The sequence below is a fragment of the Chryseobacterium sp. c4a genome (assembly GCF_009900745.1).
GTDB lineage: Bacteria > Bacteroidota > Bacteroidia > Flavobacteriales > Weeksellaceae > Chryseobacterium.
In genome coordinates, this window is sequence record NZ_WXVU01000024.1 from 39,981 (window position 1) to 52,437 (window position 12,457).

General features: G+C 33.5%; 11 protein-coding genes. 7 read left to right on the plus strand and 4 right to left on the minus strand.

The window, feature by feature from the left end:
• Window positions 1-10 precede the first annotated feature (10 nt).
• Together GTR01_RS22885 and GTR01_RS22890 are read right to left on the minus strand one after the other, a co-directional pair.
• Window positions 11-844 carry a GLPGLI family protein gene (locus tag GTR01_RS22885; RefSeq protein WP_160140036.1) on the minus strand — a complete coding sequence of 278 codons (834 nt, stop codon included), beginning with the start codon at window positions 842-844 and terminating at the stop codon, window positions 11-13.
• Between the two features lie 43 nt (window positions 845-887).
• The gene (locus tag GTR01_RS22890; RefSeq protein WP_160140037.1) at window positions 888-1,109 is read right to left on the minus strand and encodes a hypothetical protein; all 222 of its coding nucleotides are present in this window, start codon (window positions 1,107-1,109) and stop codon (window positions 888-890) included.
• A gap of 148 nt (window positions 1,110-1,257) precedes the next feature.
• Here GTR01_RS22890 and GTR01_RS22895 point away from each other — a divergent pair, with 148 nt between their 5' ends.
• The 7 genes from GTR01_RS22895 (at window position 1,258) to recG (ending at window position 10,674) form a co-directional block, all read left to right on the plus strand.
• Window positions 1,258-1,623: a helix-turn-helix transcriptional regulator gene (locus GTR01_RS22895; protein ID WP_317167607.1), complete on the plus strand. Its 366-nt coding sequence runs from the start codon at window positions 1,258-1,260 to the stop codon at window positions 1,621-1,623.
• Window positions 1,624-1,774: 151 nt separating this feature from the next.
• Window positions 1,775-3,430, plus strand: a complete 1,656-nt coding sequence (locus tag GTR01_RS22900) for a peptide MFS transporter (RefSeq protein ID WP_160140038.1) — start codon at window positions 1,775-1,777, stop codon at window positions 3,428-3,430.
• Window positions 3,431-3,567: 137 nt separating this feature from the next.
• Window positions 3,568-5,322: a peptide MFS transporter gene (locus GTR01_RS22905; RefSeq protein WP_160140039.1), complete on the plus strand. Its 1,755-nt coding sequence runs from the start codon at window positions 3,568-3,570 to the stop codon at window positions 5,320-5,322.
• Window positions 5,323-5,384: 62 nt separating this feature from the next.
• Window positions 5,385-6,374 carry a YhcG family protein gene (locus GTR01_RS22910; RefSeq protein WP_317167608.1) on the plus strand — a complete coding sequence of 330 codons (990 nt, stop codon included), beginning with the start codon at window positions 5,385-5,387 and terminating at the stop codon, window positions 6,372-6,374.
• A gap of 21 nt (window positions 6,375-6,395) precedes the next feature.
• Entirely contained in the window at window positions 6,396-7,871 is a 1,476-nt protein-coding gene (locus GTR01_RS22915) for a peptide MFS transporter (RefSeq protein ID WP_160140041.1), read from the plus strand.
• A gap of 42 nt (window positions 7,872-7,913) precedes the next feature.
• A complete protein-coding gene (locus GTR01_RS22920) occupies window positions 7,914-8,447 on the plus strand; it encodes a thioredoxin family protein (RefSeq protein ID WP_160140042.1) in 534 nt (177 codons plus the stop codon).
• Window positions 8,448-8,472: 25 nt separating this feature from the next.
• Window positions 8,473-10,674, plus strand: coding sequence for an ATP-dependent DNA helicase RecG (gene recG / locus GTR01_RS22925; RefSeq protein WP_262885762.1), 2,202 nt, complete (start codon window positions 8,473-8,475; stop codon window positions 10,672-10,674).
• Between the two features lie 595 nt (window positions 10,675-11,269).
• Here the strand turns inward: recG and GTR01_RS22930 are convergent.
• Window positions 11,270-11,716: a response regulator gene (locus GTR01_RS22930; RefSeq protein WP_160140044.1), complete on the minus strand. Its 447-nt coding sequence runs from the start codon at window positions 11,714-11,716 to the stop codon at window positions 11,270-11,272.
• Entirely contained in the window at window positions 11,709-12,290 is a 582-nt protein-coding gene (locus GTR01_RS22935) for a helix-turn-helix domain-containing protein (protein WP_160140045.1), read from the minus strand. Before GTR01_RS22935 ends, GTR01_RS22930 begins: the two co-directional genes overlap by 8 nt.
• Between the last annotated feature and the right edge of the window lie 167 nt (window positions 12,291-12,457).

The following is a 12,457-nucleotide window of genomic DNA, read 5'->3' on the forward strand; positions in this document are numbered from 1 at the left end:
TCAGATCAACTCATTTTTTCAATAGATCAATCTCAATGATATTATTATCTTTTTTAATTCTTTCTTTTCTAAGGTTTTCTATTAATTTCATATGTTCCTGTCTTTTTTCTTCGGATTCATAATATATATCCCCACTCAATACTTTCTGCCTAAATTCTTTAGCAGGATCATTACGGTATTCTCTATAAAATTTAACGAAATCATTGAAAATAAAATTCCGAGATTTTTTTTGTTCATCAACTATGTTAGGTATATAGCTATCTTTTATTTTTATCATTCCCTGAAGTTGAAAACTATGAGAGTTTGATTCATCTTTGATTTCTACAATTAACCCCGGTAAACCTCTGAATTTATATGGTCCATCATTAAACGGAATTTCTCCAGTAAACCAAGCCGTCCACTTTCTTCCAGCAAAATCAAGTTTTGCTTTCTGGCATTTATAATTTCCTATAATTCTTTTTTCAGGAAAAATCACCCAATTTAATGATCTATCATCAGAAATAATAAATTTATAAGTAGTTGAAAATTCATCCGTAATTAAACTAGTTTTAAAATCAGGATATTTTTTTATAATAATAAATCTACTATTAATATTATCATCTGGCATCGTCATAATTCCTTTTTTGACATCTTCCATCATAATAGAATCGGAAATCACTTTTTTCTGACTAATAAAAATCGATTTATCCTTTGTAACTTCTAAAACCATATTCTCATTTATGATGTTATTTTTATTGAGAGAGTCGGGCATAGATTGATAGTTATATACAAAGCGATATCTCTGGGCAGGAAAAAAAGAAATTGCAAAAAAGATAAGAAATAAAATATACCTTAAATTATACATATGATTCTAATTTAATAAACACCCTAAGATAGGGTGTTTTTTTTTAACAAGATACAGGATAAGAGCCAGTACTACATACAGGATTCGTTTTTATATAAACACACCTACTACATGCATCACTATTATTAGAGCAGCACTTATAATACCCTCCGCTACCTCCTCCCTGTCCTTCCTTTATCTGAATGTTTGCGTCAGGGTCGATAAGCCCTCCTGCAATTATTCTAAGATCATTCCTTGATAGTTTTTTTAAATTGATTTTTTTCATAATAAAAAGTTTTAAAATTGTATGTCATCATTGACATTTTCAAAACTAAAAATAAAAGTCAAATATTAGTGAAAAATAAGTATGTAATTTTCAGGTATTTTTTTGCAAAACAGGTACATATTTTTGCATATTTGCAAGAAACAAAAAAATGATAGTACAAGAAAAACTTAGAAATCTACGAAAACAAAAAGGCATATCCCAAGAAAAAATGGCTAAAATACTATCTACAGATCCGTCTAATTATTCCCGCAAAGAGCGTGGAGAAGTAAAAATTCATGATGAAGAATGGCAAAAACTAGCACAGGCTCTTGAAGTTCCTATTGAAGATATTAAAGAGAATGAAAGCAAATTTTCTATTAATAATGACAATTCCACTTTTCATGATAATTCTGGTAACTACAATCAATATTTCAGCATTCCTAATTCTATAGTAGAAAATCTCCAAGATTATATTGCTATTTTAAAACAAAGAATTAACGAATTAGAGGAAGAAATTAAAAGTTTAAAATCTTAGACAGAAATTTTATACTTTAAACAATATTTCAAACCTTCCCATTTAATTTGGATTGTTTCTATATTTATTTCATTAATCATTTAGGCCTATATTATTTATTTTATCAATTGGAATTAAAAACCTATTTTTGGGGCAATTGAAATTTGAATATATGAAGACAAAACATCCTAAAGGGCTGCCTTATCTTTTCTTTACAGAAATGTGGGAGCGTTTCGGGTACTACCTGATTCTTGGAATCTTTGTTCTGTATGTTATTGAACCTACCGGTATGAAAGGAGGTTTAGGACTGCCTGACAAAACTGCTGATGACATTTTCGGAACTTATATTGCATTAACCTATCTTACTCCTTTTATTGGAGGATTTTTAGCGGATAGGGTGTTAGGATATATCAAGTCTATTTATCTTGGTGGATTCTTAATGGCTGCCGGATATATCGGAATGGGTGTTTTCAAGGATTTACCTTTATTTTACTCTTCCCTTGCGTTAATTATTATTGGAAATGGTTTCTTTAAGCCTACTATTTCTACCCTTTTAGGAAATCTTTACTCTGAAGAGCCTTATAAGGCCAACAAAGATTCCGGATACAATATTTTCTACATGGGAATCAACATCGGAGCGTTTATCTGTAACATTATTGCGGCATTTATGCGTAATAAATTCGGTTGGGGTGAAGCTTTCATTACTGCCGGAGTTGGGATGCTTATTGGTATGGTTATTTTTACCATTGGAAGAAAACACTATATCCATGCAGCACAGATGAAACCTGTGCAGGAAGGAGATACCAAACTTTCTGAGATTCTAATCAAAGTATTTGTTCCTGCTATTGCTGCCGGAGCCATCGGATGGTTTATCCCTAATAATATTTTTGGAAGTGATAGTACGGATGCTTTTATTTTTGCATGTATTCCTGTTATTTACTTCTATGCTTCTCTTTACTTTAAAGCTAAGCCTGATGAAAAAGCCTCAATTGGAGCGTTACTTTCTGTATTCCTAATCAGTATGTTCTTCTGGGCAGTTTTCAAACAAAATGGGACTGCTTTAACAAGATGGGCTAACTACTATACAGACAGAAGTGTTCCTGCTTCTTTGGAAAAGCCATTAGAAGGCATTTATATGGTTGATGGAAAAAGCTACGAAAACAAGGAGGTTCCTGTTTATGATAACCAATTCCGTTCTCAAAAAGATGACAACGGAGATACTAAAAAAGAAACAGGAAAAGATGTTTACTTTAAAAATATCTCTCCGGAACAGCGTGCTGCTCTTGAGAAAAATCCTGAAAATAAGGTTTATTTATACAATACAGAATTATTCCAGTCGATCAATCCATTCTGGGTAATTGCATTAACTCCGGTTGTGGTAGGATTCTGGGCATTGCTAAGAAGAAAAGGAAAAGAACCTTTAACTCCTACGAAGATCGTTCTGGGGCTATTTATTTCAGGACTATCATGTCTTGTAATGGTTTTAGCAGTAATGGCTGGAGATAATGGGGCTGTAAAAGTTTCTCCTTTATGGCTGGTAGCGAGTTATGGAGTCATTACGATTGGAGAGCTATGTCTTTCGCCTATGGGACTTTCATTCGTATCCAAACTTTCTCCTGCGAGAATTACCGCTTTAATGATGGGTGGATTCTTCCTTGCGAATTCTGTAGGGAACAAACTTTCCGGTATTCTGGCGAGTACATGGTATAATTATGAAAACAAGACGAATTATTTCCTTGTGAATTTCGCTTTGTTAATATTTGCTACACTTTTAGGCCTTTCCATGTTAAAAAGATTGAATAAAATCATGAAGGAAAAAGGGCATTAATCCTTGATCTTATACAGAATAGCAAGCTGCGGACTACGTCCGCAGCTTTTTTATTTAAAAATAAAATTAAAACCTTGCCAAAAACCTAAAATAAACTATATTTGTCAGTCTTAACAAAAATTAACAATAGAATAAAAATGGATAATATTGAAGCAATAAGTCCGAAACCGGATGAATTGGTAGAGAATAAGAGCTCCAGACATCCAAAAGGATTATGGGTTCTATTCGGAACGGAAATGTGGGAGCGTTTCAACTTTTACGGAATGAGAGCACTTTTGACGCTCTTTATGGTAAATTCCTTATTGATAAAAGAAGCTGATGCAGCGATTATCTATGGTGGATTTTTAGCTTTATGTTATTTAACACCGCTTTTAGGAGGGTTTATTGCTGATAAATATATCGGAAACAGATTTGCAATTATTGTAGGTGGATCTTTAATGGCAATTGGTCAGTTCTTATTGTTCATTAGTGCCTCAACGTTCTCTGCGGACATTGGAAGTGCCAAAATGATCATGTGGTTGGCATTATTTGTTATCATCTTTGGTAATGGATTCTTCAAACCGAACATTTCCTCAATGGTAGGAAGCCTTTATCCAAAACAAGAAAAATCGAAATTAGACTCAGCATTCACCATTTTCTATATGGGGATCAACATTGGAGCATTCTTAGGACAGTTTATTTGTCCTTACGTAGGAGATGTAAAAGATGCTACCACTGGGGTAAGAGATATTTTTGCTTTCAAATGGGGATTCTTAGCAGCTTCTATTGCGATGTTAATCGGAACTGTAACATTCTTTATCCTTAAAAATAAATACGTTGTAACTCCGGAAGGAAGACCTATCGGAGGATTACCAAAAAATAACAGTACTGCAGATTTCGAAGAGGGAGAATCTCAGACAGCAAAATTCTCAGGAGCATCTTTAGGAATTACTGTAGGGATCTTTGCCGTTCTTTTCTTTGTATTCAGATACTTATTGGTAGGAGAACTTGGGTTTAACTCAATGGAAATGGGACAATTAATCAAAGGAATTATTTACCCATTCATCTATGCAGCAGGTATTTCTCTTGCATTCCTTATTATGACTTCTGCTGAAAATAAAGTAGAAAGACAGAGAATCTGGGTAATTTATATCGTTTCATTCTTTATTATCTTCTTCTGGGCCGCTTTCGAGCAGGCAGGTTCTTCATTAACGTTTATTGCAGACAACCAAACAGACAGAAACATTTTTGGATGGAATATGCCGCCTTCCATGGTTCAGATCTTCAACGGAATTTTCGTTGTTTTACTAGCTTTCCCTTTCAGTTTAATGTGGGATAAATTAAGAGCTAACGGAAAAGAACCTGTATCTCCGCTGAAACAAGCTATTGGTCTTGCTGTAATTGCGCTTTCTTATTTCATCATTGCACACAATGTAAAAGATCTAGGAAACTCAGGTTTATTAGCGATCAAATGGTTGATGCTTCTATACTTCATTCAAACTTGTGGTGAGCTTTGTTTATCTCCAATCGGACTTTCTTTGGTAGGTAAATTAGCACCAAAAAGATTTGCTTCATTATTATATGGTGTATTCTTTATTTCCAATGCTGCCGGATATGCTTTAGCAGGTTCATTAGGAGCGCTTATTCCAGCAACAGGAGATAAGTTTAAAAAAGCTCAGGAAATTGGAGTTAATCTACAAGATGTTTTAGATAAAAAAGTAACTTTAACTACAGAGCAGGTTGCTGCATTTGAAAAAGCTCAATTACCATTACACAACCCTACTTTCGTAGGATTTGAGATTCACAATTTATTTGAATTCTTCATGGTGTTCGTTGTACTTTGTGGTATTGCTTCTGTAATTTTAGGTCTACTTTCACCTATCTTAAAGAAAATGATGCACGGTGTAAACTAATTGCATTAACAAAATATGAATAAAACCTCTGCTAAGTCAGAGGTTTTTTTTATTTTCGTATGATGGAAATTTCCGAAGATTCTTTATTCCAGTCCGTAAAGGAAATCATTAGACAGTCGCGCGAAAAGGTTTTTCGGATAGCGAATTCTACATTACTGCTTACCTATTGGCAGATTGGAAAACTTATTGTTGAAGATGAACAACAAGGAAAAGAACGTGCTGAATACGGAAAATATACATTAAAGAATCTTTCTCAGAAACTTACTTTAGAGTTTGGAAAAGGGTTTGACTATACCAATCTCTCCAATATGCGTAAGTTTTACATTGCTTTTCCAATTGTTGACACATTGTCTCAACAATTGAGTTGGTCTCATTACCGATTACTTTCCAGCCAGGATGATAAGAATAAAAGACAATACTATCTGAATGAAGCTGTACAAAACAACTGGAATGTAAGAGACTTGAAAAGACAAATCAATTCTCTGGCCTACGAGAGAGTTTTAGAACATAAAAAATCTTCTACTGAAAGCATTCACAGTGTTTTAAAGGATCCTTATATTTTTGAATTCCTTGGACTAAAAGCTGATGAACAGTTTTCAGAGAAAGAAATTGAAACCGCCATCATAGATCATATCCAGAAATTCTTACTGGAATTTGGAAAAGGATTTGCTTTTGTAGCCAGACAACAACATATTTCCACCGATACTTCAGACTTTTATATTGACCTTGTATTTTACAATTACATTCTTAAATGTTTTGTCATTATCGATTTAAAAACCGGGGAACTTTCCCATCAGGATATCGGGCAAATCGACATGTATGTAAGAATGTATGATGATATGAAACGTGGTGAAGGAGATAACCCAACCATCGGTATTTTACTTTGTTCCGAAAAGGATGAAACTATTGTAAAATATTCAGTACTCAATGATAAAAATAATTTATTTGCCAGCAAATACCTGCTGTACCTCCCAAAAGAAGAAGAATTAAAACAAATTATTGACCAGGACAGAATCCGTTTTGAACTGGATCAGGATAATAAAAACCCTTAATTAAAACAATCATATATCGTTATGAGCTTAACTCTAGAAGAAATCCAAGATTTCAAAGGAAAATATCCAAAACAGCTTTGGACCTTATTCACTGTAGAAATGTGGGAACGTTTCTGTTTTTATGGTATGCGCGGTGTTCTTACCATTTTCATGGTAGATCAATTAGGACTGCTTGAAGACAAGGCTAATTTACAATATGGGGCTATACAGGCTTTTATTTATGCATTTACTTTTATCGGAGGTATTTTTGCTGATAAAATCTTAGGTTTCAAAAAATCTCTTGTTTTTGGAGGTCTTATCATGTCCATTGGAAATCTTATTATTGCTCTTTCTCCACATGACTTCTTTTATTTTGGGATCACCTGTTCTATTATAGGAACCGGATTTTTCAAACCTAACATATCTTCTATGGTGGGAGAACTTTATAAAGAGGATGACCCAAGGAGGGATGCCGGATACGGACTTTTCTATGCAGGGATCAACATTGGTGGTCTTTTAGGTGGAGCGCTGTGTGTCTATCTTGGAAAGTATCACTCCTGGTCATGGTGCTTCCTGGCAGCTGCTATTGTGATGATTCTAGGACTTATTACTTTTTTTGCTACCAGAAAAACTTTAGGACCTATTGGTGATTCTCCATTACAATTTATCCCTAAATCGAAGAGAACATTACGTGAAGTATTAGTATATATTGGTGCATTACTAAGCATGCCGCTTATTTTTATCATGGTTAAAAATACAAGCTTTACAGATTATTTCATGTATCTGATCGGTATTGCGGCTGTAGGTTATTTCATTATGGAAACTTTAAAACAGACTTCTTCTTACCAGAAAAAACTGATTGCTGCTTTTGTATTTATATTCATGTATTTTGTTTTTAATTCTATTTATGAACAAAGTGGAGGCTCTCTATCTTTATTTGCCAAAGATAACCTTGTACACAGTTTACTAGGATTTGGTATGGATCCTAATGTAATTAACAACAGTGCCAATTCTTTCTTTATCATTATTTTCAGCCCACTTATCGGTTTAGCTTGGGTTGGTTTAAACAAAAAGAAACTGGAACCTAATACAATTAATAAGTTTGGAATTGGATTTTTATTTCTGGCAGCCGGGTTCTTCTTATTTTACAGTTTAAGATACTTTGCAGGGACAGACGGAAAATCTTCCCTTAACTTATTTACTTTTACCTGGCTTGTCATTACTTTCGGAGAATTATGTTTAGGGCCAATCGGAATGTCTATCATCACCAAATTATCTCCTAAGAAAATGTTCGGAATGATGATGGGATTATGGTTCTTAGCAAGTGCATTCGGACAGTTCGCTGCCGGAAAAATCGGTGCCAGCCTATCTGAATCCAACACAGGAAATACCAATATGAGTAAGCTATTAGCCTACACAGACGGATATAAAACACTGGGTATTTATGCATTAGTTGCAGGAGTGGTATTAATATTGCTTTCTTCACTCGTGAAAAAATTAATGCAGGATGTAAAATAAAAAAATAAGTAATTATGCTTATTTTTACGTAAATATCAAATTATGAAGAAAATTTTAAGCATAGTTCTCTTATTATTATTAAATTTTAGTTTTGCCCAGACTAAATGGATGACCATTGAAGAGGCTTTAAAAGCACAAAAGGAGAATCCAAAAAAAATTCTTATTGATTTTTATGCTGACTGGTGTGGCCCATGTAAAATCATGGACAAGAAAACGTATGGTCATCCTGTTCTTGCTCAAATTTTAAATGAAAATTTTTATCCTGTAAAATTTAACGCAGAAGAAAAAAAGAGTATTGAAATTTTTGGAAGAACATTTTCCAATCATAATACAGAACAGAAGAAAGGAAGAAACTCTCTACACGAGTTTACTCAATATATGAATGTAGGTGCTGTTCCAAGTACTGTATTTTTGGATGAGCACGGTGATCCGATTACTATTCTTCAGGGCGAATTATCTGCTAAGGAATTGGAACCTTACTTGGAATTAATTTCAAAGGATCTCTTTAAAAAGATCCGCACCAGAGAACAATGGGAAGATTACCAGAAAAAGTTCAAATCTAAAATCAAAGAATAATAAACAAGTAAAGTTTTACACTTTAATGGTCTCATATAAATTAAGACTTTCAATTTTTTTTGGAAGTCTTTTTTATTTTACCGAAATTCGAACCTTTATTTTTCGTACAATATTCGATTCCCGAATCTCAGATAAGAAAATGACTTTAGAAACTTCCATAGAATATGTAAAAGGAATAGGTCCGGAAAGAGCCAAACTCATCAAAAGTGTGTTGGGACTATCCACTGTAGAAGATATGCTCAACTTCTATCCTCTCCGATATCTGGATAAAAGTAAAGTGTATAAAATTTCTCAGCTTCATGAGGAAACCAGTCAGGAAATTCAATTTAAGGGAAGAATTACCCAGGTTCAGGAAATTCAGACTGGAAAAACTAAAAGGCTAACAGCTAAATTCAATGATGATACAGGAAGTATGGATCTTGTATGGTTTCAGTATTCAAAATGGCTGAAAGAGCAGCTTCCTATTAATCGGGAGGTATATATTTTCGGGAAAATCAATGTTTTTAACCGTCAGTTTTCCATGCCCCATCCCGAGATTGAGGTTGAGGAAAAGAAAGAAGGTGAAATCCGACTAAAACCTATTTATCCAAGTTCTGAGAAACTGACTAAAAGAGGGCTCAACCAAAGGTTTTTTCAAAATGCTTTAAGAAATATCTGCAAAGAGATTCCTAATCTTATTGAAGAGAATTTTCCGGAATATCTGATGAAAACTTTCAAATTTATGTCCAGGCAGCATGCTTTCCTTAATGTTCACTTTCCTAAGGATCAGGAACATTTTGACAAGGCAGATTTCAGACTAAAATTTGAAGAATCCTTCTTTTTTCAACTGGGATATGGCTTAAAGAAACTTCATCATAAAACACAGTCTTATGGTAATCCTTTCCCTATTATAGGTGACCACTTTAATGATTTCTATGAAAATCATCTTCCATTTGAACTTACGGGTGCTCAAAAAAGGGTTTTAAAGGAGATCCGAATGGATATGAAAAGACCGATTCAGATGAACAGGCTTTTACAAGGAGATGTAGGTTCTGGAAAAACAATGGTGGCTTTACTTACCATGCTTATTGCTATGGACAATGGCTTCCAAAGCTGTATAATGGCTCCTACTGAAATTCTCGCCCAGCAGCATTATAATGGAATAAAAGAGTTATTAGAAAAAACAGGAATCAATATCCGGTTGTTGACAGGATCTACCAAAGTAAAAGAAAGAAGAATTATTCATGAAGAACTGGAAAACGGTACACTTTCTATTCTTGTAGGAACCCATGCGATTCTGGAAGATAAGGTTAAATTCAAAAATCTTGGTTTAGCTATCATTGATGAGCAGCACCGATTCGGAGTGGCACAAAGAGCTAAACTTTGGGCTAAAAATAAAATTCCGCCTCATATTCTGGTAATGACGGCAACACCTATTCCGAGGACATTGGCCATGAGCTTTTATTCTGATCTTGATGTTTCTGTGATTGACGAAATGCCTGTTGGAAGAAAACCGATTATTACAGCTCATAGACGAGAGAAAGACAGATTGTATGTGTATAATTTCTGTAAAGATGAAATCAAAAAAGGAAGACAAGTTTATTTTGTATATCCCTTGATTGAAGAGTCTGAAAAGTTGGATTATAAAAATCTTATGGAAGGATTGGAGCACGTGATGGATTTCTTCTCTGATTATAATGTCACCATGCTGCACGGGAAAATGAAACCGGATGAAAAAGATGCTGCTATGACCTATTTTGCATCAGGAAAGGCAGAAATTATGGTCGCAACAACTGTAATAGAAGTGGGGGTAAATGTTCCCAATGCTTCCGTAATGGTCATTGAAAGTTCTGAAAGGTTTGGGCTTTCACAGCTTCATCAGCTTAGAGGACGGGTAGGAAGAGGAGCTGAGCAAAGCTATTGTATACTCATGACTTCTGATAAACTATCTAAAGAAAGCAGAACCCGTGTTAAAACGATGACAGAAACCAATGATGGCTTTAAAATCTCTGAAGTAGATATGCAGCTTCGTGGCCCCGGCGATATTCTGGGAACTCAGCAAAGTGGTGTTGTAGATTTTAAAAGGCTGGATTTAGTGAATGATTCGGCAATTATAAAAACCACCAAAAATACAGTCGACAGAATACTGGAAGCAGATCCTATGCTCACAAGACAGGACAATCTGATTATAAAAAATTACTATATAAAGTATTACAAAGGGAAAAATAAATGGAGTAAGATTTCATAAAAAAAACCACAGAAAAAATATTCCTGTGGTTCCCTTATAAAACTGTTATTTAGAAGAAATTACTTTTGGTCTGCTTTAAAAATTTATTTTAATAGCTTATGCTTAATATTTTGTGATGTGGTGTGAAAATATCTATATATTATTTGAAGATAAGCCTCCACTATTAAAATAAATTATAAAAAAACAAAATGAATTATTTTTCCAACTTGCTTATTATAAAAACTAACTGTGTCTAGCTGGAGATGAGGGAATGAAACGAATAAAAATATCTCCAACTGCTTCAAGTTTTCATGATTGTACCGTTTTGTTTAAAGATCTTCTATGCTTTAAAATTGGAAATGAATATAACTCATTTTGTTTACATCGTGATTTTATATATTTTCTGTAGAAACAATTACTTTTCATTCATCTGTATCTTCATCTATATATTTAAATTTGTGTCACTGAGTTTACATTTACAAATGTCCGAATATTAACGCTCTTCTTTTTTATATTATTTCAATTATTAGTTATAAAATTTTCACTTTAAAGTGAATATTATACATTAAATAACTTTTGCTTTTCTAAAACAGAAAGGCAAGAAACTACCTATTCATCATAATTTTAGAATAAAATTATCTTTATTTAGACCTGAAGTATGGTACTGCCAGTTTATCGTAATAACTTCTGTAAGCACCTTCTTTAAAGTTTCAAAATCAGAAGGCTTTCTCATACAGATATTATTTCCTTTTACGAAAGCTTCTTCAATTTCATTTTCAGAAATTTCATCATCATAAATAGCGGTCACCATGTTACTGAACTTTGAGTTCGTTTTCACCTCATCAATACATTCCATACTGTTTTTCCCTGGAATAGTATATTTAATAAAGGTGATCTCAGGAACTACAGCATCTTTATTATTCAGATATTCCATGAGGTCAATTCCGTTATGGAAACATTGAACTTTTATAGAGATCTTCAGCTCTTTAAATATATTTTTAAAAAAAATTAATGTGTTTTCATCGTTATCTGTTACAATTACGTTCAGAAATTCTTTATTCATACTGCATTTTAGGGTTTGTTACCGTGCTTTGGGCTCTTCTTCTTTTCCCAATGATCTTTTGAAACTGTGAAGGTGTAATTCCTGTCGTATTCTTAAACTGAGTACTTAAATGCGCCACACTGGAATAATTCAACTTATGGGCAATTTCAGTCAGGCTTTGCTTATTTCTTATAATCAGAGCTTTTGCATGTTCTATTTTCTGGAGAATAATAAAATTCTCGATGGAAGTGTACGCCACTTCTGAAAACAGATTGGAAAGATATCCATAACTGTGATTCAGTTTTTCAGCAATATAAATAGATGCTTTCACTGGAATAATTTCTTCAGAAAAGACAAGTTCCACAATGGCATCTTTTATTTTCTGTACCAAAGCCGTTTTCTGGCTTTCAATGATCTCAATACCATAATCACCAAGATTTTTCTTGAAAAGATTATGTTGCTCTTGCGTAAAGGGTTCATAGAACTCCACCTCGCCGAAGTTCAGCAACCGGTATTTCAACCCGTGCTCCTTCAGTTTTTCGTCCAATACCTTTTTACAAAGGGCATTGAAATCAAATTTAACGTACATTTTCATCCTGGTATAAGTAAGCCTATTTTTTTAGTAAATATAACAATTTATTTCAATTAAATGTGAAATAGGAAATATTTTTTTAACATAATATAAATACGCAAAAACTCCTGTATCCGAAAATACAGGAATTTAAACACTAAGGATGAAAAAAATATACTGATAAAAAGCTA